The 20,207-nt window shown below is 47.0% G+C and carries 25 protein-coding genes and 1 pseudogene; 6 read left to right on the plus strand and 20 right to left on the minus strand.

Going from position 1 to position 20,207, the window contains the following annotated elements; all coding sequences use genetic code 11:
• Positions 1–55: 55 nt before the first annotated feature.
• Positions 56–628: a dihydrofolate reductase family protein gene (locus ACKFKF_RS11125; protein WP_446867773.1), complete on the plus strand. Its 573-nt coding sequence runs from the start codon at positions 56–58 to the stop codon at positions 626–628.
• Positions 629–1,092: 464 nt separating this feature from the next.
• Entirely contained in the window at positions 1,093–2,262 is a 1,170-nt protein-coding gene (locus tag ACKFKF_RS11130; RefSeq protein WP_446867774.1) for a tetratricopeptide repeat protein, read from the plus strand.
• 12 nt (positions 2,263–2,274) lie between these two features.
• Here the strand turns inward: ACKFKF_RS11130 and ACKFKF_RS11135 are convergent, their stop codons facing one another.
• The 3 genes from ACKFKF_RS11135 to ACKFKF_RS11145 are packed head-to-tail and all read right to left on the minus strand — an operon-like array spanning position 2,275 to position 4,808.
• Positions 2,275–2,589 carry a hypothetical protein gene (locus tag ACKFKF_RS11135; protein WP_446867775.1) on the minus strand — a complete coding sequence of 105 codons (315 nt, stop codon included), beginning with the start codon at positions 2,587–2,589 and terminating at the stop codon, positions 2,275–2,277.
• On the minus strand, positions 2,589–4,013 hold the full coding sequence (locus ACKFKF_RS11140) for a radical SAM protein (protein ID WP_446867776.1): 1,425 nt from the start codon (positions 4,011–4,013) through the stop codon (positions 2,589–2,591). Before ACKFKF_RS11140 ends, ACKFKF_RS11135 begins: the two co-directional genes overlap by 1 nt.
• 39 nt (positions 4,014–4,052) lie before the next feature.
• Positions 4,053–4,808, minus strand: a complete 756-nt coding sequence (locus tag ACKFKF_RS11145; RefSeq protein WP_446867777.1) for a prolipoprotein diacylglyceryl transferase — start codon at positions 4,806–4,808, stop codon at positions 4,053–4,055.
• Positions 4,809–4,894: 86 nt separating this feature from the next.
• Between ACKFKF_RS11145 and ACKFKF_RS11150 the strand changes: the two genes are divergently transcribed.
• Complete coding sequence (locus tag ACKFKF_RS11150) at positions 4,895–5,596, plus strand: M15 family metallopeptidase (RefSeq protein ID WP_446867778.1); 702 nt, start codon at positions 4,895–4,897, stop codon at positions 5,594–5,596.
• Between the two features lie 268 nt (positions 5,597–5,864).
• A complete protein-coding gene (locus tag ACKFKF_RS11155) occupies positions 5,865–6,146 on the plus strand; it encodes a hypothetical protein (RefSeq protein WP_446867779.1) in 282 nt (93 codons plus the stop codon).
• A gap of 109 nt (positions 6,147–6,255) precedes the next feature.
• Here ACKFKF_RS11155 and ACKFKF_RS11160 read toward each other — a convergent pair whose 3' ends face one another.
• The 5 genes from ACKFKF_RS11160 to ACKFKF_RS11180 form a co-directional block, all read right to left on the minus strand.
• A complete protein-coding gene (locus ACKFKF_RS11160; protein WP_446867780.1) occupies positions 6,256–6,675 on the minus strand; it encodes a peptidylprolyl isomerase in 420 nt (139 codons plus the stop codon).
• Between the two features lie 263 nt (positions 6,676–6,938).
• Positions 6,939–7,430 carry a TspO/MBR family protein gene (locus tag ACKFKF_RS11165; protein ID WP_446858861.1) on the minus strand — a complete coding sequence of 164 codons (492 nt, stop codon included), beginning with the start codon at positions 7,428–7,430 and terminating at the stop codon, positions 6,939–6,941.
• A gap of 293 nt (positions 7,431–7,723) precedes the next feature.
• Positions 7,724–7,990, minus strand: a complete 267-nt coding sequence (locus ACKFKF_RS11170; RefSeq protein ID WP_446858860.1) for a hypothetical protein — start codon at positions 7,988–7,990, stop codon at positions 7,724–7,726.
• Between the two features lie 51 nt (positions 7,991–8,041).
• Positions 8,042–8,200 (minus strand): tetratricopeptide repeat protein, encoded by a 159-nt coding sequence (locus tag ACKFKF_RS11175; RefSeq protein WP_446858921.1) that lies wholly within the window; start codon positions 8,198–8,200, stop codon positions 8,042–8,044.
• Between the two features lie 20 nt (positions 8,201–8,220).
• Positions 8,221–9,588 carry a tetratricopeptide repeat protein gene (locus ACKFKF_RS11180; protein WP_446867781.1) on the minus strand — a complete coding sequence of 456 codons (1,368 nt, stop codon included), beginning with the start codon at positions 9,586–9,588 and terminating at the stop codon, positions 8,221–8,223.
• Positions 9,589–9,805: 217 nt separating this feature from the next.
• On the opposite strand from ACKFKF_RS11180, the gene ACKFKF_RS11185 reads away from it, so the two are divergent.
• Together ACKFKF_RS11185 and ACKFKF_RS11190 are read left to right on the plus strand one after the other, a co-directional pair.
• A complete protein-coding gene (locus tag ACKFKF_RS11185) occupies positions 9,806–10,786 on the plus strand; it encodes a carbohydrate kinase family protein (protein ID WP_446867782.1) in 981 nt (326 codons plus the stop codon).
• 80 nt (positions 10,787–10,866) lie between these two features.
• Positions 10,867–11,349, plus strand: coding sequence for a CYTH domain-containing protein (locus tag ACKFKF_RS11190; protein WP_446867783.1), 483 nt, complete (start codon positions 10,867–10,869; stop codon positions 11,347–11,349).
• A gap of 39 nt (positions 11,350–11,388) precedes the next feature.
• On the opposite strand, the pseudogene ACKFKF_RS11195 reads toward ACKFKF_RS11190, so the two are convergent.
• From ACKFKF_RS11195 to ACKFKF_RS11250, 12 genes and pseudogenes are all read right to left on the minus strand, one after another.
• A pseudogene (locus tag ACKFKF_RS11195) lies at positions 11,389–11,571 on the minus strand (type II toxin-antitoxin system HicA family toxin); the annotation flags it as partial.
• Positions 11,572–11,607: 36 nt separating this feature from the next.
• A complete protein-coding gene (locus tag ACKFKF_RS11200) occupies positions 11,608–11,901 on the minus strand; it encodes a type II toxin-antitoxin system HicB family antitoxin (RefSeq protein WP_446867784.1) in 294 nt (97 codons plus the stop codon).
• A gap of 55 nt (positions 11,902–11,956) precedes the next feature.
• Entirely contained in the window at positions 11,957–12,454 is a 498-nt protein-coding gene (locus ACKFKF_RS11205; protein ID WP_446867785.1) for a gluconokinase, read from the minus strand.
• Between the two features lie 151 nt (positions 12,455–12,605).
• Positions 12,606–13,211, minus strand: coding sequence for a 3-isopropylmalate dehydratase small subunit (leuD, locus tag ACKFKF_RS11210; protein WP_446867786.1), 606 nt, complete (start codon positions 13,209–13,211; stop codon positions 12,606–12,608).
• 76 nt (positions 13,212–13,287) lie between these two features.
• The gene (locus tag ACKFKF_RS11215; RefSeq protein ID WP_446867787.1) at positions 13,288–13,848 is read right to left on the minus strand and encodes a Uma2 family endonuclease; all 561 of its coding nucleotides are present in this window, start codon (positions 13,846–13,848) and stop codon (positions 13,288–13,290) included.
• 95 nt (positions 13,849–13,943) lie between these two features.
• The gene (locus ACKFKF_RS11220; protein WP_446867788.1) at positions 13,944–15,104 is read right to left on the minus strand and encodes a glycosyltransferase family 4 protein; all 1,161 of its coding nucleotides are present in this window, start codon (positions 15,102–15,104) and stop codon (positions 13,944–13,946) included.
• A 137-nt stretch (positions 15,105–15,241) separates the two neighbouring features.
• Positions 15,242–16,033 carry a class I SAM-dependent methyltransferase gene (locus ACKFKF_RS11225; protein WP_446858852.1) on the minus strand — a complete coding sequence of 264 codons (792 nt, stop codon included), beginning with the start codon at positions 16,031–16,033 and terminating at the stop codon, positions 15,242–15,244.
• A 10-nt stretch (positions 16,034–16,043) separates the two neighbouring features.
• On the minus strand, positions 16,044–16,997 hold the full coding sequence (locus ACKFKF_RS11230) for a PhoH family protein (protein WP_446867789.1): 954 nt from the start codon (positions 16,995–16,997) through the stop codon (positions 16,044–16,046).
• A gap of 265 nt (positions 16,998–17,262) precedes the next feature.
• The gene (locus ACKFKF_RS11235; protein ID WP_446867790.1) at positions 17,263–17,646 is read right to left on the minus strand and encodes a KH domain-containing protein; all 384 of its coding nucleotides are present in this window, start codon (positions 17,644–17,646) and stop codon (positions 17,263–17,265) included.
• Positions 17,639–17,926, minus strand: coding sequence for a 30S ribosomal protein S16 (rpsP, locus tag ACKFKF_RS11240; RefSeq protein WP_446858849.1), 288 nt, complete (start codon positions 17,924–17,926; stop codon positions 17,639–17,641). Before rpsP ends, ACKFKF_RS11235 begins: the two co-directional genes overlap by 8 nt.
• Before the next feature lie 172 nt (positions 17,927–18,098).
• Entirely contained in the window at positions 18,099–19,592 is a 1,494-nt protein-coding gene (gene ffh / locus ACKFKF_RS11245; RefSeq protein ID WP_446858848.1) for a signal recognition particle protein, read from the minus strand.
• A gap of 158 nt (positions 19,593–19,750) precedes the next feature.
• Positions 19,751–20,207, minus strand: a 457-nt coding sequence (locus tag ACKFKF_RS11250) for a hypothetical protein (RefSeq protein ID WP_446867791.1), incomplete at its 5' end; no start/stop codon positions are given.

Consider the following 20,207-nt stretch of genomic DNA (forward strand, 5'->3'; position numbering starts at 1 on the left):
GCTGAATATTTAGCTAATTCAGATCTTGAACCCTTCCTTCTGGAGGACATTAAGAATGCGTGAACTGAAGTATTACATTGCTTGTACCGTCGATCGCTTCATCGCCCGCAAAGACGATTCCTATGACTTTTTTCTGATGGAAGGAGAACATGTCGCCGATCTGCTGACTACCTTTCCTGAGACAATTCCGGGTCACGTTCGGGATAAACTTGGCATCACGGCTGACAATCAGTACTTTGATACCGTGTTGATGGGACGCAGGACTTATGAAATTGGACTCAAAGAAGGAATTAGCAATCCTTATCCACAGATGAAACAGTATGTAATTTCTCAAACCCTAAAAGACAGCCCAGACTCAGCGATCGAACTTGTCTCATCCGACCCCATAGCATTCATCAAAAAATTGAAGCAGCAACCAGGTCAGAATATTTGGCTGTGTGGTGGTGGCAATCTAGCAACAATACTTTTTCCAGAAATTAACGAGTTGATTTTGAAGGTGCATCCCATTCTACTCGGCTCAGGCATTCCCCTGTTTTCGGGTGTTGTTACACAGACTTCGCTAAAACTTACCCACAGCCAAATCTATAACAATGGGTTCATGTTGCTGCATTATCAGATAAATCATTAAGAAAAAGTTTATATCCTGCTCCAAATGGGGTTGTGCTCCAACTGGTTCAATCGCCAAAATCGCTTCAATTCTTTCGTGTAGGAGCGCTTGGTGTTTTCTGCTAACGATTTGGCGGCTAGCCACTGCTCGACCCGCACCCATCGCAAGCCGTCAGAGGGTGGCTCCTTGAGATCGGGCAAGCACTGTTCCTGACGCTTTGGGGCAGCCGAATCTGAAATTGGGCGGGGAGACTCAGAAAAGTTTAGGGGCGGTCATAGTGCGGCTCTAGCAAAAATTAGAGGATTCATCTGCTAGAAATTATGATGATATTTAATAAAAGAAAAGAAATTTGAATGGTCGAATTCAGAAAAATATCCTGGTTTGTTGATGAGCAGGTCGCATTTTTGCTGAAGATGCTAAAAAATAATCAAGCGATCGGATGGACGGTCAGGTTATCTTAAGGAGTGACGATCTGAGGATAAGTGATGAGGATTAAGGCTCAAGTTGAAGTAGCTTGTGCGATCGTAGTTCTAACTTTTTGCCTCTGGACGGGCACCGCGTTGGCAGCGTCTTCACCGCCTCCTCAATTAACGGCTCCGTCGCCCACTTACAACTCATTTTGGGAAAAACTGGAGCGATTGAGAGAAGACAGACAACTTCAACAGTTGGTGGAAGATGATTTAGAAAAGAGCTTTGTGATTCGGACGCAGATTCAAGAAGAAGTCGATCGAGCGTTTGGACATACAACAACTTTATTGAATGTTTTATTGGGGGTATTAACAGCTTTGCCTGTGTTAATTGCGGTGGGTGTTTGGTTCATTCGTCGTAGTGTGGTCAATCAGATTATTAATGAGACTAAGAAACAAGTTCAGGAAGAAGTTCACAAACAGCTTGAAGCAGAAGTAACAGCAGAATTTAAGAAACAAACAGAAGTCTTTCAACAGGAGATTGAAAAGTTAAAAGCTGAATTTGAAGATCAGTTATCTCAACTAAAAAGTCTATTTTCAGACACTCAAAAAGAGAAAGATCAGATCATTCAAGAACTTTCCCAAATCACCCCTTCTCTAGTTCGAGACTCGACCACACCTGAAACTCAGCAGAAAATTCAAACTTTAACTAGACAGCTTGAATGGTTAAAATCACAAAACTCTCAGCTTTCTTTCACAGTTCACGACTACATTGAGCAGGGCAAAGCTTTCTATTTTGAGGGACGATTTGAGGAAGCGATTGCTTCTTATGACAAAGCCATCCAGATTGAACCTGACAACGCAAAAGCCTGGTTTAGTCGCGGGGCAGCCCTGGCAAAATTGCAGAAGATAGAAGAAGCGATCGCTGCTTACGAAAAAGCCACTCAAATCAAATCAGATTTCTCAGAAGCATGGTTTGGAAAAGGGGTTGCATTTGCAAAACTACAGCGGAATGGAGAAGCGATCACCGCTTACGAAAAGGCAACTTCTATCAAATCAGATTTCTTTTCGGCCTGGTTTGGTAAGGCTAGATGTTATGCCTTGCAGGGTGAAGTTGAGTTAGCGATCGAGAGTCTTCAACAAGCCATTAATTTGAATCCAGAAAGAGCTAAAGAAGTTGCAAAAACTGACCCTTCTTTTGAGCAGCTTCGAGAAAATGAACAGTTCAAGAAGCTAATTGAATGTTAGAAGAAATCAGTTTTAGAAACGCATTCCTCCAATAATATAGAAGCAGCTCCCATTCAATAAAGCTGTGATTACTGCACCGATGATCACGCCTTTCATGCGTCCCCATTGTTGTCTTCTCGCAAATCGAACGGCGATCGGGACAATATAAATTAACTGAGATAATCCGATTCCAAAGGTCAAGTACACAAAAATAATTGGAATTGAAGGGAGTTGAAGGTTTGTAAACAGCGCTGCCATTCCTACAAAGAAAATAACTGCTAGAATGTTGAGTCCAAATGCCAGAAAAACTCCTCCAACAATATCTCTCAATTCGCTTTGCTGTGACATTACACTTGCTCCTGAAGTCGATTTGAGACGAGAGGATAACCTACACTTCCTTCGCGGTAAAACATATTGTAAGTATCAAAAGGAATGATTCTACCGTCAGGGTGAGCAATGTGAATACAGGAACGCTTGACCGATCGCACGTCAAAGTTAAACGGATCTAGAAACTGCATAATAATCACTCGAAACACATTCTCATAGGTAATTCCTGACGGCACTGGCAGCATCGGTAAACAACACAAAAGCTGTCTTAAAGTTGTCGCCGAAGAACTTGGAGAATGACTGGCTGAAAAAAGTTTGAAAATCTGTTTTTTCAGGTCTTCATTTTGTTCATATAAAACTGAGTTTGGCATCACTTCTAAAAACGCTGTAGGGTCGAGTAACCCAGTTAAAGGAATCACTTTACCGTTAACTTTTAGCGCGTATGCCAGTGCCAAACAGTCCGGATGACAAGGAACAGGCAGCAAATCTTTGGGCTGAAAGTGAGGACTTTGTTCTAAAATGGCACGACGAACCTCGGTCAAGGTGTAGCGATCGCGCTTCGGGTCAAAATCCTTCAGTCTTCCAGCGGCTTGAATGGGCTGAAAGGTGACACCTCTCACACATCGCTGTTGTAGTCCGTATTCAATAATCTTGCCAATCTCGTGATCATTCAATCCTTTTTTAAGCGTGACGACCAACGTGGTTGAAATCTTGAATTCATTGAGGTTAGCGATCGCTTTCTCGCGAATATTTCTTAAGTCTGCTCCTCGCAATTCTTTCAAGGCTTGTGCTTCAAAACTATCAAACTGCAAGTAGATTTCGATACCCGGCATGTATTGACTGAGGCGTTCACAAAAGGCACGATCGGTCGCAATTCTCACGCCATTGGTATTAATCATCAAGTGTTTAATGGGCTTGCGCTTAACGATTTCTAGAATTTCAAAAAACTCTGGATGAATCGTCGGTTCACCACCGCTAATTTGTACAATATCCGGTTCTCCTTCATTCGCAACCACGTTGTCTAGCATTTGTTCAATTTGTTGTAGACTGCGATGTTGACGCGGTTGATTCGCAGAGGAAAACTCTTCAGCCCCGGAGTCTGCATAACAGATCGGACAAGAAAGATTACAGCGATCGCTCACTTCCACCAAGGTCAAACAACTATGCTGTTCATGATCAGGACATAGCCCACAATCATAAGGACAGCCATACCGGATTGGTGTATTGAATTTGCGCGGCATATCTCCTGGTTTAATAAACTCTTGACACTGTTTGTAATAGTCAATGTCGTCAGCAATTAAAACTTCTTCTTGACCGTGAATTAGACAGTGTTTGACTAAATAAACATTCTCATCTCTGAAAATAATTTTTGCTTCGACTTTCGTTAAACACTTCGAGCAAACACTATTGGTTAAAGCGTAGAAGAGGTAGGGGCGAGTAGGCATGATGAGGGATGAGGGATGAGGGATGAGGGATGAGGGAGGTTATAGTTTTGAGAATTGGAATAACTTGGGAATCGTGGCTCGGTAGCATAAGAGAGCGAATAGACAGGCGATTTGAATGGCGCTCAGGTTGAGAACGGGGTGGAAATCAGGTTTGATGAAGTCAATGAGAAAGCGAAAGCTTAAATAAGCGATCATATAAAACTTGAACAAATCACCGGATTCTGATTGGAAGCGCGCATCGCTTTGCGAGAGCCGTTGGCAACGCCACTTCAAAAATATTAACAACGCGAATAGAAATGCAATCTCGTATAACTGAGTGGGATGACGGAGAATCCCATCTCCAAAGTCAAAGCCCCACGGGAGCGCGGTGGGAGTGCCATAGGTTTGATCGCTTAACCCAGTTAAAAAGCAGCCGATGCGCCCGATCGCCGTTCCCAAAATCAACGGATAAACGAAGGCATCTCCAGTCGATTGCTTGACCCCGATAATTTTCTTGATCAGTTCAACGCCTGCTACTGCACCAATCAGCGCACCCACCACCGTTTTACCCTGTAGCAACAGTAACCAGAATTGTTCTTGATGTTGCCAAAATAAATCAATGTGTTGCAAAATGACGAGCAGCTTTGCGCCGATCAATGCACCGACTAATCCACCGACGACGATCGAACTTCTTTGAGTAGCGGGAATAATGTCCTTCCGAAAATTTCGCAAACTGAGACGCAGAGCGACACTGTAAGCGATCGTCTCAAACAAAAAATGTGGATGAATACCCCAGATATAAACAGGAAAATTCACGCTGATTTTGAATGACAGAAGACTGCTAAACTATACGCGACTCAGACCCAAAAGCAGCCGACTTGTCACACTCTTTTATGCTTTCTATGAAGCCTTATCAGCAAGTTGCGATCGTAGAGTGCAGCGAACCTCTAGTTGCGATTCCAGCTAATTTCTCGCTTGTGTCGCCTCATCCTTATCAAAAATTGGGTGCGCCTTATGGAGAAAAATCGCCCTTTTATCTGCGTCAGGGAGTGGTCGATCGCTTGCTCACGGCTCAAAAAATGCTGCAAAAAATCCATTCCGGTTGGCAACTTCAAATCTTTGATGCTTACCGTCCGGTTGCGGTTCAACAATTCATGGTGGATTACACTTTTTTAGAACTTGTGCAATCCAGAAGTTTAGATCCAGCCAGCCTGACCGATGAGCAGCGTCAAGAAATTTTTCAGCAAGTCTATCAATTCTGGGCAGTCCCAAACCTTGATCCCACAATGCCACCGCCTCACAGTACGGGAGCCGCGATCGATATTACTTTAATTGATGAATTAGGAGACACGATCGACCTGGGTTCAGCGATCGATGAAATCTCGGAGCGATCGCACCCCAATCATTTTGCAAATAGTACTGACTATAAAGAACAACAATATCATCAACATCGCCAACTGCTTGAGAAAGTAATGCTCGCGTCTGGATTCAAACAACACTGGAATGAATGGTGGCATTTCTCTTACGGCGATCAGATTTGGGCATGGCTGATGGGTCAAGACACCTCGACCCGACCATTGACCGCCAAATATGGGCGAGTTTGAGAACGTTGAACAAGCGCCTTTTGCATTAACCCCGTAAAACTCGCAGAAAATATTAAAGATTTAGTCAAGAAAACACCTTGTTTATTTTAATTCTTCGTGAGGCAGGCTAAAACTGGACTGCAATCTTTCTCTCCAAGCAAGTTATGGCGGGCACCTGAACGACAACAATGAAATTGTTCTATACCCCCGATCAGGAGAAGGATTCCATCCGCTGGATGCGTTGGAATATAAAACCCTGATTGCTTACCAGACCACTCAGGGGAATCCGATGAAAGCAAGGGAATTGATCAAAGTTTGGCGCACAAAACGGCTGAAAACCTCGGTCGATGAGAAGCTAATGCGGCTCAAACAGTTTAATCTTCCGAAGCAGTTCGTTCTCCTAGTCTTTAAAGCTGCTGCACCGTTGATAGGGCTGTTTTTGGAAAAGACTGGAACAACTCTGAATGCTAAGGTTTTAGCAAAGTTCGGAATGTGGCTCAGGTGGCAGGGGTTCGATCGCGTCTTCCTGATCTACCAGGAATGCGAATCCGCCTTGAAGCGTGGTTTTTAGTATGGGTGGATCACCAAATGGTGAGAGCTGTTAGCGTTTGGGAGATCAGCTTTGGGTTCTGAAAGGTGAGATCTGCGGTTTAACTCATCCTCCAAAACCCAAGCGTCTCTTAGGCTTCGATCTTCACTGAGATAATTTTGTCACCTTGACGAATTGCATTCACGACATCCATATCCTGGGTTTGCCCAAAGGTGGTGTGTTTTCCGTCTAGATGAGACTGAGGCGAATGGCAGATAAAAAATTGACTGCCGCCTGTGTTGCGTCCTGCGTGAGCCATCGACAACGTACCCGCCAGATGCTTATTTTTGTTGATTTCACAGTTGATTTCATAGCCAGGGCCGCCCGTTCCAGTCCCTTGAGGACAGCCGCCTTGAATCATAAAATTGGGAATGACCCGGTGAAAATTAAGCCCGTTATAGAAGCCCTTGTTGGCCAAATCGACGAAATTCTGAACCGTGTTGGGAGCATCTGCATCGAACATGTCGATATGAATAGTGCCCTTGTCCGTTTCCATGATTGCGCGAGTCATATGTTGCTCCTTTTTTGCACTTTCTGATCCTACAACGTTAAGGAGAGATGAGGGAGAACAGCGTTCCGCTGCGCGAGGAAGGATGAGGGATGAGTTAGGCTTCTCAATACTTTCTTAATATCAATTAGAGGAAGCTTCCGTTTTGATTACAGATTTAGATTGCCTCCAAATTCCTCTCCTCTTAAAGTCCCCCAGATTGGGGGGTTGGGGGGCAGAAGCGTTGTACAACGAAGCAGAAAAAACCAGATCAAATTCATGTTTTCTCAAGCAGATTCAGGATTGAGTTTGCTCATTTCCCAGGTGGTGTAGGTGCCGATCGGACTCCACAATAAATAAGGCACTAACAACAAAGCAGCCCAGCCTGAAACTTGCCATACGAGAAGCGTGAGCGGGATTCCCAGCAAAAACCCTAATCCCCCAATGAAGGTGCCTACTTTCAAACTGCGCGTTCGGAACATGACCGGGGAATAGAGAATAATTGCAATCTCAACCAGCAGATAATACGCCATTAAGGGCCAGCTTTGAGTCTGCTCCCACACACTGTAGGCTGACCATGCACCGCAAATGAAGACAATCGTCCAAATCACAGGAATCAGCTTCTCAAACGTCAGCCAGCGAGGGCGGCGCAAGCGATTGAACCATTTGATATCTTTGGGACTGAGAAGACTACCGCCCAACGCCACCAAAAACGTTACGAGTCCGATGACCATCCACGACTTGATCATAATTCTCAGCCCAAAAAGAACAGACGACATCACTTTTTTGCCATCCAGCGTTATTGTGTCAGAGTTCTTCCAGCGCGATCATCAATCTTGAGAGCGATCGTTCTCGTCTCTTGATGCTTCTAGAGAACGCTTTTGATCCGCAATTCAATTTGCAAAAACCAAACAGCATTAGGCCAGCAGTTCTTCGGTTTCCTTGTCTGTGAAACCAAATTGTCTGAAGATTCTCAATACATAAGCTGGAGACATTTCACCTGCACCGACTATCGATCGGGACAATCCTTTTCTGGTCTTCAACGGTTCGACAGTAGAGTGAAGGGATGTTCTTAGGCATAGACAGCCCGTAATTCATAAGTTTCTGAGGTTGGTTCTTGAGAGCCGATGTTTAGAAACTCATGCAATGCTCTGATGGAGACGGGTTCTGAGTAAATATCTTTGTCTGACTCATCGACCATTTGAAGGGAGTCGATCGCTGCTTTGAGCTTTTGAATGGCGGTGTCTTGAGTGTCTCCCTGCCCAACGATGCCATTTTCGAGACATAGGGCGACCCAATGGCCTGCGCTTTGTCTCAAGACGAGGGTGTAGAAGTCCATCAGTTTGAACCAGTAAGGGATGTTTTTAGTGTATCAGCCGTGTTTGAGAGTTTATGGATGTTTGGGGTTGTGAATGGCTTGCCACCATTGATGGGCACTTGTGGCGTGGGGATGATCCTGTCCGAGGGTACGATCAAAAATTGCGACGGTTCTGGGTATTAGGGGCTTTGCTTCATCCAGTCGATTCAGGCTGTCGTAGAGAACTGCCAGATTTCATAAGCTGATCGGGGCTATCTGAGGGGCGGGGACTCTCGGAGCGACGGGGCAGGGGGGATGGGAGAGATGATTGGATTGGTGGGAAATGAGGGAATGCGAGGTGAGGGAATGGGAGACGCGAATGGGGAGGCGTTGATTGATTTGGCGAGGTCTAATGCTTGTGAGAGGAGAGGAGAGGCTTTTTCGGGTTGTCCGGCTTGGGTGTAGCGCTTGGCAATCTCAGGAAGAAGCGTCGCTAGAAGCGTAGAAGTCTTGATTGTATTTGCAATCTTTAACGCTGTATCAGGCTGATTGAGCTTGAGGTAGTGTCGCGCAATCTCAACCAATGCCTGATCTTTACGAGACCCGTCTGGTAACGTTTGGCTAATTTGTAGTGCCGATTCGATTTGACCTTGTTTGGCAGATTCAGCCGCGATCGTCGCCAACACATTCTCCTTAAGATTAGAGTCTTGAATGCTCTGAGCGATCGTCACTGCCAAAGACAACCGCTGCTTGACTTGGTCAGATCTGTCAGACTTATCCAAAAATAGCCGCCCTCGTGCTGCACTTTCCGCCGCTTCGTATCTCGCACAATCATCACGTTCCAACTCAATCAACTGAGCAAACTGGCTTGTTTTACCAGAATCCAAAGCTGCCCACATCAGATCTGACAACGTACTACGATGAGCACCGTCACGCTGCGATCGACTGACTCTAAAGGCTTGCTCATAGTCCCCTGCCTTAGCGTACTGGAGCGCCAATTGATTCATTGCTGTCTCCTGAGCATCACGGCCCGAAATCGTTAGAATGGCTTGCCTTGCCTGATCGGATTGCCCCACCGCAGCCGATTTGAGTGCAACTTGGGTCAAAGCCTCTACCCTCGAAGCATTCTCTTTGAGCGATCGTGCCAACTGCATCGCCGTCTTAAAGTCACCCGCCGTCACATAGCCCTGAGCGATCTCAATCATCGCAGCATCGTAGTCATAATTATTTTTGAGCGATCGAGCCGTTTTGAGCGCCAGAGCCAACGTAGAACGGGCTGCTTGCGGCGGTTGAAGATTCGCAATCTCGACCAGCTTTGTCGCCTTCAAAAACGGATCTTTGACTGAAGTGATCACCCCCAACGCTCTATCGACTTGCGCGATCGCAGCATACTGCACCGCAACAGATGCCAAAGGTTCGTCCGCGGAATTTGCCAAAAGCGATGGCATTCGATAAGAGAGAAGACTCAGAGGACGAATCGGGCGCATCAAGGTACAGAGAGAACTAGCAGGAATGAAGAGTCTCGAAGGCGGCAGGGCAGCAGGCGATCGACGCGGCCTTGGGGCAGCCGAGAGAAGACCGGGCATCAACCCCAATTGCAGACCGACCAACAGCACTGAGACCGTGAGCTTTTGAAGCATGAGTTCTTCGCCGATTCAAAGACAACCTATCGAGAAAAATTTTACCACTGAGAAAAAGAAGATCTGTGTGATTTCTCGTAGGCTCAAGAAACTTTTGAGAAATCTACCTTATGGGAGGGGCGTTTGTTAAATCAATCCAGCAAATTCGATTGTAAGATTCATCCTTCTGTATAAGTAAGTTGCACAGTATAAAAATACTATTCGCAAAGGAACTGCCGTGACTCATCCCCGTGTCATTTGTCTAGGCGAAATCTTGTTCGATCGCATCTCCAATCAGCCCGGTCGATCGCTCGAAGCCGTCGATTCTTGGACATCATATCCGGGAGGCGCTCCGGCAAATGTGGCTTGTGCATTGCCAAAATTAGGGACTCCTTCAGCGTTTGTCGGCTGTGTAGGACAGGATGAAATGGGGCGATCGCTGGTCGAGTTGCTTAATTCAATTCCGGTAGACACGACGGGCATTCAGTATCATCCGACTGCGCCAACTAGAACGGTCATGGTGTTGCGATCGGAAACAGGCGATCGTAGTTTTGTGGCCTTCGGAGACCAGCGCAACTCAGCAGAATTTGCAGACACGCATCTCCAAGCTAGTCAGTTGCCTTCTGCATTATTTGAATCAGCCGACTTTCTAGTTTTGGGCACATTAGAACTCGCGTATTTTGACAGTCGAGCCGCGATCGCGCGTGCACTAGAACTGGCAGAACAATTTTTTGTCAAAGTGGTTTTAGATGTCAATTGGCGACCCGTCTTCTGGTCAGATCAAAACGCGGCCCCGCCGATGATTCACGAATTGATCAAGCGAGTTGACTTTCTCAAACTAGCCGACGAAGAAGCCCAATGGCTGTTTGGCACAACCGATCCGGGCGTGATCGCTCATCGGATTGGTACGCTAGAAGGCGTATTGGTCACGGCTGGCGAACAGGGTGCTGCTTACTGTCTGGGCGACAACGAAGGCAAAATTCCCGCTTTTGAAATCGATGTCGAAGAAACTACGGGAGCCGGAGACAGTTTTGTAGCGGGGTTTGTTCATCAGCTTTGTCAGCGAGGCATTCACAGTTTGAGTGATCCAGAGGTTGCGAGACAAGTCGTTGCGTATGCCAGTGCTGCGGGAGCGTTGACGACCACTCGATCGGGTGCGATCGATGCCCAACCCACTGCCGCAGAAGTCGATGCGTTTTTGTATATGCAAGGTAAATAAAGGGATGAATGAGGCAAAAAGCAGAAATCACTGTTTAACTTAAAGATTGTCAGTAATAATTTATCTCTCGTCATTTGAGTATGGCTGTTGAAATTGAACGAAAGTTTTTAGTCAAGAACGATCGCTGGCGCACACTAGCCACCGGAGTGTTGTACCGTCAGGGCTACATCATCAGTCAACCGGGAAGAACGGTGAGAATTCGCGTGGCTGGAGATCAAGGATTCTTAACCATCAAAGGAGATACCAAAGGAATCGCTAGAGCAGAATTTGAATATGAGATTTCGATCACTGATGCGAATGAACTGTTAAACACACTCTGCGAACCTCCGATAATCGAAAAATATCGCTATAAGATCAGTTTAGGAAACTTAGTTTGGGAAGTCGATGAATTCTTAGGAGAAAACCAGGGATTGATCATTGCTGAAGTCGAATTACAGAACGCAGAGCAAGCGATCGACCGTCCCGACTGGATCGGCGAAGACGTTTCCCACGATCCGCGCTACTACAATTCCAACTTATCAAAACATCCCTTTAGCCGCTGGTCAATAAAAACATCTGATTAAAGCACAATCGCCCACACACGGCAATCTGCTCATTTTCCCTTAGTCTTCTCTTAGTCTATAGAAGTACGGATACAGTTCTGCTTCAGGAACGTACTGGCTTGCCTGGCGAAAAATAGCCTTGCAGGTTCCTGCATCTAGTTCTCGATGGTTTGGAATTGTGAAAGTTTCATTGCCATCGTCGCCAACCCGACGCAACTTAACGTGGCTCCCCTTTTGACTGTAAACTTCAAACCCAACTGGCTAAAGATGCGAATCACCTCAGTTCCTGAAAGCCTTTTGAGCTTGGGCACAGGCTGGTAGTAGCTCAAACGTAACAACCAGAGCAGGCTGTTCAACCAAACCAAGGGCAGCAGTATCTTCGTCTTCTAGATGTAGAGCAACCGCCTCTTGTAGATTACTCACCAACTCATCAAGCGTGTCAGCCTGGGTGACAACGGCGACCTCTGAGCATTCAGCTACATAACCACCCTGTTCGCCCGACTGGACAATGGCGGTAATCGTTTTGCGTAGATCTATAAAGACCCATGAGCGGGAATGTCCGCACCATTTCAACTACCTCTGCCACAATTGTAATCGACCTATCAAGACCAGGAATATAACGAATCGATCAATTGCGATCCCACAAGTCGAGCATGAGTAGAATCTGATGGGCGGTTTCTTCGGCAGATTGGTCGATGTTGACTTCATAAGCGTTGTGAGGTTCTTCGATCGTCGCCAATTGAGTAGACAACATCGAAGGCGACATAAAGTGCGGTTTACGATCGCGAAAGCGTTGTCGCAGCAGTTGTGTAGACCCTTTGAGATAAACCATCTTGACCTCATTGTTATCCAGCCGTAGCCGATCTCGATAGCTGGCTTTGAGCAGCGAACACGCCAAAATTAAATTGCTGTTTTCTCGCAAACTATACTCAACTGCATCTTGAAGACATTCTAACCACACCTGGCGATCGTCATCCGTCAACGGCACGCCCCGCATCAGTTTGTGAATATGTTCCATCGAGTGCATATAGTCAGCATCAATAAAATTCCAGTCGAGCATGTTGGCCAACATTAGCCCGATCGTCGATTTACCAGAAGCCGTTACACCAACTAGAAGAATCACCATAGCTTGAGGGATGAGGGATGAAGGATGAGGGATGAAAAGTGAACGATTTCGTTCTCATGAGTGGCAAAAACTTCCAGAAGGCAATTATTTCTTCTTGACCACCTTACCGAAACTCACAAACAAGTCTATTTTGCCTCATCCCTCATCCCTCTTAAGCCGCTATTTTGCTCCAGGTCACATAAGGCAGGTTAGCAGCCGTTTTCTGGATTTGATCTTTCTGAGCGACTAGCTGACCGCAAGCATCCCACGTTCCAGAAGTCAGCATCATTCGCGCTCCGTCACCCATTGCGATCGCGCCCTCAAATTCGCCGCTCGTCACCTGTAATGTTTCCAAATCCACCTTAATTTCAGCCTGCGGATTGTCAGTGAGAATTTCTTGTAGCTGCTTCGTCACGCTGGAATCAGCCGTCACACAGGGAATACCCATCGCCACACAGTTTCCAAAAAAGATTTCGGCAAAACTCTCACCTACAATCGCCCGAATGCCCCATCTAGCGATCGCTTGTGGTGCATGTTCTCGACTAGAGCCACAGCCAAAGTTTCCATTCACGACCAAAATCTTAGCGCCTTGATACTGCGGCAGATCAAAGGGATGCTGACCGTTTGCCTGAGTGCGATCGTCAATAAACACCGCTGCACCCAACCCATCAAAGGTTACAGAACGCAAAAATCGAGCGGGAATGATGCGATCGGTGTCAATGTCGTTGCCCACCAGCGGAATCCCACGCCCTGAAACTGTCTTCACTTCGCTAACCATAATCCACTCTTTGCTGCAATTTGTCTATTTTCTCACTTTTAGTTTCTCACTTTTAGCATTTGTTAGAACTGCAAACTTAGGGACTATCTCCCTGTAGCTCTTGTAATTTCGCCTCCATTTCTGCCAAACGCGCTGCCATTTCTTGTCGAGCCGCCGCTTCCTGATTTGCCCGTTCTTCTGTCTCTCGAAGTGCCTGATCTAACTCTTCATGCGCCATCAGTTTTTGACCCGTTGTTGGATCATAAAAGCGAAGTTCACCACTAGAATTGACGCGCAAATCTAACCCCAAAGTGTCACTGTGAATAGAAATTACATCACCTTCAACAACGCTAGATGGAATGGGATAGTAATTACTTTCGTCAAGCCGTAATCCTTGTAGTTGAGGAACGAGATAGTCACCTGTGGGATCATATTGAAAATATTCGCGAACGCCCAAGAATGCGTAGATTCCTTTTTTTGCGCCCTGATCGTTACTGCGGGTTGATTTCGACGTGATTTCTAGAACAAAGTCGGGCGGTTTGTCTCCTTCTTCCCAGGTTTTGTAGGAGACATCCGATCGCTCCCGAAAATAACCTCTCAAAGATGTGCGAGCGTAGATCAGATACTCACACTGAACATCACCCTCTGTATCTCTCAAATGTCATTCACCAATCTTTTTTTGCTTTTGATCCGTGTCAATAGACTGCTAATTCTGCTTCATTACTGTTCTTATTTCTATCGTTCAACTCTGCATCACAGCACTTTATTAAACATTTCCAGGTACTTTGGACGCAGCGTATCCCAGGAGAAGCGATCGTAAACGCTTTGATGACGGCGGTCGCTCCGAGTTACCTGCAAGGGGTACTGCTCAAAATCCTGGTTTGCTAATACTTGAGTGATTTGTTGGGCAAGCATTCCACGTTGACTAAAATCAGCTAAATAGCCTTCCTTACCAACGACAAACTGTGTCACTTCATAGTCGTGCGCCAAACAAGGTAAGCCATACGCCATCGACTCAACCAGCACTCGCCCAAAGCCCTCTGACACCGAAGCCAGCACAAAACAATCTGCAACTTTGTAGTAGTGATCAATCTCACTCAACGCCACCGTTCTCACCTCAAAATTGTCGCCTAGCAGACGCTTTCCAAGCTGAATGACTTCGACGGATTCTGAAGACTGTTGCCCCATTAATAGCAAATAAGGACGTGGCTCAGGCAGGCTTGCGACTTCTTGAATCACATAATCCATGCGCTTGTGGGAGCGATCGATGGTTCCGACAGACAGCACCAAAGGACGATCAGTAGGCAGATTTAACTGCTGGCGTAATGTTGTTTTTTCGGTCGCCGTCAGCAGACACAAATCACGGGAAATATTGAACCCCAAAGGAAGCAGCGTTTGCGTATCAGCAGGCACACCATGATCGAGAGCGAGTTGAAAATGGGCAGGCGCTAACCGTTGAACGTGATCACAGCGAGGAGCAGCCGGAGACATCGGCCCGCCATCGCAAAAGATCAACTTGTAAGATTGCTTCGTTAATCGCCGCCAAACGCCCAAAAAGTTGCCAATGCTATCGTCGCTAAAGTAAATGATGTCCGGCTTGTGGCGTTGAATATGGGGCAAAAGACTCAGGGTAAAGGCTGCCTGCTCAACGTAGTATGCGTCGTAGTTGCGTCGTCCTCTTACCCGTTCTCCGATCGCCAAAACAAGTCTCCCTAATTGAATGCCAATCCAGCTTTTGCGAGGAATGTTCCACAAGGAAATTTCTTTTTTTGCCGCCGATCCGCCGCCTTTAAATAGCGTGATGTCGATCGACGATTCTTTAGACAGTTCATCAAAGCATTCTCGCGCAAAGGATTCGTAGCCTCGCTGCACATTCCCCAAGCCAGAACAAACCAAGAAAATCTTCGTTTTCATAGTGCAACCTTTAGTGCAAGCTTTATCGTGCAACCTTTATCGTGCAACCGCCGTTTTAGAACCTCCTACTTATCTGAAGTTATACAGGGATCTGCTAACAGTTGGACAAGAACCACATAGACTGCACTAAAATTTCATTAAAGCTTGTAAGCAACCACAAAAAAGGTCGTGGCTTCATCCCACACGCCCTGATCAGTGACGAGAGTTTCGACGATCGCATCAAATTCATGTTTAAGCTGTTGAATGCGATCCGACTCTAGCGCTACGAATGGATCGTCTGGATGTAGCCAAAATTGACCATTCCAACGACTTTTAGCATCCTCAAGACTCCGGTAAGTTCCTCGTTGCTCGGTATGAATTTCAACCGCATGGAACCCTATTTCACCCAGTAGTTGACGAATTCTTTCAGGCGTTCCAAGTGGAATGTGGAGATTGGGAAGGGAAATACCACAGCGGTCACAGGCCTGACTAATTGCAGGCGTGAGAAAGGACGTTTCAGAAAAACTGGTGAATGCTAAAACCCCGTGTGATTTTAGATAACGAAACCATTTTTGTAATGCTAACGGAATATCAGCAAGCAGTACGATCGCATATGAACAATAAATCCCGTCGAATTGATCCGGTGCAAATTCGATCGTCTCAGCGTCCGTTTCAATCCATTCAATATTCTGTAACTCAACTGATTTCTGTTTTGCTAGATTCAGCAGATTCGTAGCGATGTCAATCCCAATCACATGTCCATCAGCACCCACGATTTGAGAGGCCGCGATCGCCACGGTTCCTGTCCCAGTGGCTACATCTAAAATCTGCTGTCCAGGCTGAGGGGGCGCATAGTTGATCAGACGCAGGGCCCGTTCGCGAGTCACCTCATTATCGTAATCAGTTCTGGAATTGTAGAAGTTGGCAACTCGCTGTTTGTACGCATCCATAATTTACCGTCTAACTCTCAAACTTTTCGTAAGCTTCCACGATTTTCTGCACCAGTGGATGACGCACCACATCTGCCTTTGAGAGATTGCAAAACGCTACGCCATCCACCGATCGTAAGATTCGTTCTGCCATTCCCAACCCTGATGTTTGATTGTAGGGCAAGTCAGTCTGTGTCAAATCGCCCGTTACGACCATTTTGGATTTAAACCCGATGCGCGTCAGTAACATTTTCATTTGCGCTGGCGTTGTATTTTGTGCTTCGTCAATGATCACAAAGGCGTTGTTTAAAGTGCGGCCTCGCATGTAAGCGATCGGAGCCACTTCGATTACACCTCGCTCCATCAAGCCTGCAATTTTTTCAGGATCGACAAATTCATACAGCGCATCATACAGCGGTCGCAGATAAGGATTGACCTTCTGCTGCAAGTCTCCTGGCAAAAAGCCCAACTTTTCTCCCGCTTCGACCGCCGGACGAGTCAAAATCAACCGTTCGTATTCATTAGCCAATAGTGCCTGAACCGCCAAAACCGCCGCCAGATAGGTTTTTCCTGTTCCTGCTGGCCCAATACAAAACGTCAAATCATGCGTCCGCACCGCTTGAATATATTGCCGCTGCCGAAATGTCTTCGCTCTGATCGCATCTCCGCGTCGAGTCCGCGCCAGCATATCTCGCTGAAGGTCTTGCAGTTCGTCTTCGCGATCGGTATCCAATGCCTGACGAGCCGTGAGAATATCAACGCTGGTAATCGGCTTGCCCTGAGTCCAATAATCCTTAAGCGCCTGAATCAACCGATGGCACAACTCCACTTGATTAGCAGTTCCAGAAATCAGCAACTCTTGACCCCGCAAAACCAGCGCTGCTCCTGTCTGACGAGCCAACGTCTTCAGGTTATCTTCCTGGGTTCCTGAGAGAGCGATCGCGCTTTCAATACTGGGCAATTGGACGGTTAAAGTGTCTACCATGCAGATTCTAAAAGTTTTGTAATCGACAATAGGAACTCAAACTACTAGTCTGTCAGGAATGAAGTGAGGGATACTAACATCTCTGAACCGATGACAGCAGTTTTCTCACCCCTCATCCCTCTCTTAATGAGGTACTAACCCTTCAAACCGGAAATTAAAACGTTAAAGACACCCGAATTTCTGTCTTAATGTAGACATTTCAGGTGCCTTCTTTCAATTCTTATAGGTTGCGCCCTTGCGAACGTCGATCGACTTTAAGCAGCGTTTACTCACTCAGCTTGGGGCGAGGTTTTGGCACACTTCTGGGAGCCGTTGATCGAGACGGAGCTTCGCCGCGTGACCCGACTGAAGGCCTTTCAGAGTCAGACTCTCGATCGCTCTGACTGCCAAAAATATCTAAAACAGCAGAATAGCCCGCCGCCTTTGCCACACCTTCTAGCACCGATCGAATCGCCTGAATATTGCGCCCACCGCGACCAAACACACGCCCTTTATCCGACCCGTCAAACGCCAACCGAACCCAAACCCGCGATCGATTTGCCACAACTTCGCAGTCTACTCTGAGAGACTCTGGTGCCTCCAAAAAGGGCTTCACCAAAAACGTGACCAGCCCCGCATAGTCAGGATGAATAGAAGAATTATCAGCCACTGACCTGCTCACTGACGGGTTCACTCACTGGCTCACTGCTTGCGGTCGCAAAGACGTTTTCTCTTCTGAGAATGCTCCGGACGGTTTCAGTCGGTTGTGCGCCTTTGCTGATCCAATCCAAAATTGCGGGGACATTCAGCCGGGTTTCATCGGTTCTGGGGTTATAAAAGCCAAGCTCCGCAAGGGGTCTACCGTCGCGTCGGGTGGTGCTTTGCGCGGCTACGATCCGGTAGCTGACTTCACGCTTTTTGCCATATCGCTTTAATCGCAGTTTGATCATGCTAAGAAAGTGAACTCCTGTGAATTACTAAGTTGAGAGTCGATTAACGGTTTGCTTGGGGCAATTCGATAATCTGCACTGAAAAGATCATGGACTATCCATATTATCACAGCCCGATCGCGGTTTCTTAATTTGAGGGAAGCGATCTCTTCAAGTTACCCGCAAGGGGTCGCTACAGATTGCCAAATCCTTTCTTTTTCTTGTCTTTGTTTTTCTTCTTTTTGCCAGGGTTGCCCATTGCAGGATAGCCGCGCCAGCCGGGAGGAGGGGCCTGGCCGTAGGGATTGCCACCACCCATTCCAGGCATTCCGCCGCCCATTCCGGGCATTCCGCCACCCATCCCAGGCATTCCGGGCATTCCAGAAAAGTTGCCCTGACCCATCTGCTGCATCATGTTCCGCATTTTTTGGAAGTTGCTCACCAGATCGCTGACATCTTTCTCCCCAAAGCCCGATCCTTTAGCGACCCGACGACGACGACTGGGAGAACTAGCCAACAGATCGGGATCTTTGCGCTCTTGCACAGTCATCGAGCCGATCATCGCTTCTGCTTTTTTAAGCTGCGTTTCTCCTTGCTGGAGTTGTTCGCTGCTCAGTTTGTTCATACCGGGGATCATTTTGAGAACGCCACCCAAAGATCCCAGATTTTTGAGTAAGCGAGTCTGTTTGAGAAAGTCGGTAAAGTCAAACTTGGCAGAGAGAATTTTCTCCTGCATTTTCTCGGCTTCGGCAAAATCGACTTCTTCGCGGGCTTTTTCGACCAGCGTCAGTACGTCGCCCATGCCAAGAATACGGGAAGCCATGCGATCGGGATAAAACGGCTGCAACGCATCAACCTTTTCGCCAACCCCAATAAATTTGATCGGCTGCCCAGAAATTCGTCTCACTGACAGGGCCGCACCACCGCGGGTATCCCCATCCATCTTGGTGAGAATTGCGCCCGTGATGCCAATCTGCTCATGAAAAGTGCGCGTCAGGTTAGCGGCTTCTTGCCCCGTCATCGCATCGACGACTAACAGCGTTTCGTGGGGCTGAATGGTTTCTTTGATTTGAGCAAGTTCGCCCATCATCGACTCGTCAATTTGGAGCCGACCCGCCGTGTCAATGATTACAAAGTCAAAGCCTTCTGCTCTGGCTCGTTCGACCCCCTGACGCGCAATCTCGACGGGGTTGGCATCTTTGCCCAATTCAAAAACGGGAATGTTGATTTGTTTCCCTAATGCGACAAGCTGATCGATCGCCGCGGGTCGGTAGACATCCGTTGCCACCAATAGCGTTTTGAATTCTTCTTTCTTCAAATACAGAGCAAGTTTGGCGGTGGCGGTGGTTTTTCCAGTTCCTTGCAGACCTGCCATGAGAACGATCGTCGGTTTGGTCGTCGCCTCAGCCAGGGGAACGTTCGCCTCCCCCATCACCTCGACCAGTTCGTTGTAGACGATTTCGATAAACTGCTGATCAGGACGAACGCCCGAAATCACCTGTGCGCCGAGGGCTTTTTGCTCCACTTCAGCGACAAAATCTTTGACGACTTGTAGATTGACATCGGCTTCGAGCAAAGCACGACGAACTTCCCGCAAAGCGTCTTTTACATTGGATTCCGAGATTTTGTCTTGACCTCGAATCTTTGTCCAGGCTTGTTCTAAGCGGTCGGCGAGAGCGTCAAACATAATTCAAGTAGGGGCAGGCGATCGGCTTTTTCAGAAGAATACGATAGAGCAACCGTAAAAAATGCTCATTTATTTAGATTAGCGTGTTCTGCTCGATCGCTGCCGAAACTTGAAAGATGTTTGAACAGCCTCCACAGGATCAGGCGTATCAATTGCGCTCAATAACACTGATGCACCTCAGAGATTGCCTGACGAATTGAGTTCCATTCGCTGATCAAGCTCGTCTCGTCTCCTCGAATCTTGCGCCCTTTAAGATTGGGATAACGACTATAAAGCACCCCATCTGCAACACTGTCTAGCAGACGAATGGGCAATACCCACTGAAAGGTAACCTTGCCATCGCCACAGTCTCCATTTTCAATCAAGTTCCCTTTTAGCCTAATTTGAATCGCTTGCCACTCCTGGATATAAATAGAATCACCAGATCGAATCTTGCGCCTCAGCCCAACATTAACTCTGTAGAAGTAGTGGTCTGTTAGCTTGTCAAGTGCGCTCTGTGGCGGACTGCTTTGCGCCCGGACTCTATCTTGAACTCCATCGGGTAAGGTAACAGAGAATAGACCTGCTTGACTGACAAAACTAGGAAGCCGGAATGCAAGAGAGGACAGTAAATTC

It is taken from the genome of Phormidesmis sp. 146-12 (assembly GCF_052939495.1).

Bases quoted from the DNA above. Each gene is read 5' to 3' on its own strand.
- ACKFKF_RS11205 (WP_446867785.1), bottom strand. From the start codon at position 12,454: ATGGTGATTCTTCTAGTTGGTGTAACGGCTTCTGGTAAATCGACGATC.
- ACKFKF_RS11125 (WP_446867773.1), top strand. From the start codon at position 56: ATGCGTGAACTGAAGTATTACATTGCTTGTACCGTCGATCGCTTCATC.
- leuD (WP_446867786.1), bottom strand. From the start codon at position 13,211: ATGGTTAGCGAAGTGAAGACAGTTTCAGGGCGTGGGATTCCGCTGGTG.
- ACKFKF_RS11225 (WP_446858852.1), bottom strand. From the start codon at position 16,033: ATGGATGCGTACAAACAGCGAGTTGCCAACTTCTACAATTCCAGAACT.
- ACKFKF_RS11230 (WP_446867789.1), bottom strand. From the start codon at position 16,997: ATGGTAGACACTTTAACCGTCCAATTGCCCAGTATTGAAAGCGCGATC.
- ffh (WP_446858848.1), bottom strand. From the start codon at position 19,592: ATGTTTGACGCTCTCGCCGACCGCTTAGAACAAGCCTGGACAAAGATT.
- ACKFKF_RS11130 (WP_446867774.1), top strand. From the start codon at position 1,093: ATGAGGATTAAGGCTCAAGTTGAAGTAGCTTGTGCGATCGTAGTTCTA.
- ACKFKF_RS11135 (WP_446867775.1), bottom strand. From the start codon at position 2,589: ATGTCACAGCAAAGCGAATTGAGAGATATTGTTGGAGGAGTTTTTCTG.
- ACKFKF_RS11165 (WP_446858861.1), bottom strand. From the start codon at position 7,430: ATGTCGTCTGTTCTTTTTGGGCTGAGAATTATGATCAAGTCGTGGATG.
- rpsP (WP_446858849.1), bottom strand. From the start codon at position 17,926: ATGATCAAACTGCGATTAAAGCGATATGGCAAAAAGCGTGAAGTCAGC.
- ACKFKF_RS11160 (WP_446867780.1), bottom strand. From the start codon at position 6,675: ATGACTCGCGCAATCATGGAAACGGACAAGGGCACTATTCATATCGAC.
- ACKFKF_RS11220 (WP_446867788.1), bottom strand. From the start codon at position 15,104: ATGAAAACGAAGATTTTCTTGGTTTGTTCTGGCTTGGGGAATGTGCAG.
- ACKFKF_RS11180 (WP_446867781.1), bottom strand. From the start codon at position 9,588: ATGCTTCAAAAGCTCACGGTCTCAGTGCTGTTGGTCGGTCTGCAATTG.
- ACKFKF_RS11140 (WP_446867776.1), bottom strand. From the start codon at position 4,013: ATGCCTACTCGCCCCTACCTCTTCTACGCTTTAACCAATAGTGTTTGC.
- ACKFKF_RS11155 (WP_446867779.1), top strand. From the start codon at position 5,865: ATGAAAGCAAGGGAATTGATCAAAGTTTGGCGCACAAAACGGCTGAAA.
- ACKFKF_RS11150 (WP_446867778.1), top strand. From the start codon at position 4,895: ATGAAGCCTTATCAGCAAGTTGCGATCGTAGAGTGCAGCGAACCTCTA.
- ACKFKF_RS11190 (WP_446867783.1), top strand. From the start codon at position 10,867: ATGGCTGTTGAAATTGAACGAAAGTTTTTAGTCAAGAACGATCGCTGG.
- ACKFKF_RS11170 (WP_446858860.1), bottom strand. From the start codon at position 7,990: ATGGACTTCTACACCCTCGTCTTGAGACAAAGCGCAGGCCATTGGGTC.